This window comes from Alicyclobacillus suci (assembly GCF_017329615.1).
GTDB lineage: Bacteria > Bacillota > Bacilli > Alicyclobacillales > Alicyclobacillaceae > Alicyclobacillus > Alicyclobacillus suci.
On sequence record NZ_JAFMTW010000184.1, the window covers coordinates 1 to 374 of the forward strand.

Annotated in this window: 1 pseudogene; it reads right to left on the minus strand. The window is 49.7% G+C overall.

The window, feature by feature from the left end:
- A pseudogene (locus J3482_RS20335) lies at positions 1 to 278 on the minus strand (IS21 family transposase); the annotation flags it as partial.
- Positions 279 to 374: the final 96 nt, after the last annotated feature.

Below are 374 nucleotides of genomic sequence, written 5' to 3' on the forward strand. Positions count from 1 at the left end.
GAACGCTCCTCCTGCAAACATTCCCATGCACTACGCCCGTCGCGATTGGATTGCGCCTTGTGGTTGAGGCGCTCACAAACGCTTATCAGGTACTCGTTGCCGCTGCACACGTTACAGAAGCGAAACTGAAATCCGTAGTAAAGCGATAGCTGCAGCAACGCGTCTGTGGGCTCCTTTTCGGTACCAGCCAACTTCTTGACCGCGACCCGCATATTGTCATACACCATCTGCTGATACACGCCGCCAATGTGCTCAAAGAATTTTACGTGGACCTCCTGTCAACATCGGATTTAATTCCTCAAAAAAATCGGGTAGATTTCCCCAAAAACATCGGTTTTGATTTCCTCAAAATCATCGCGTAAGATTCCCCGGAC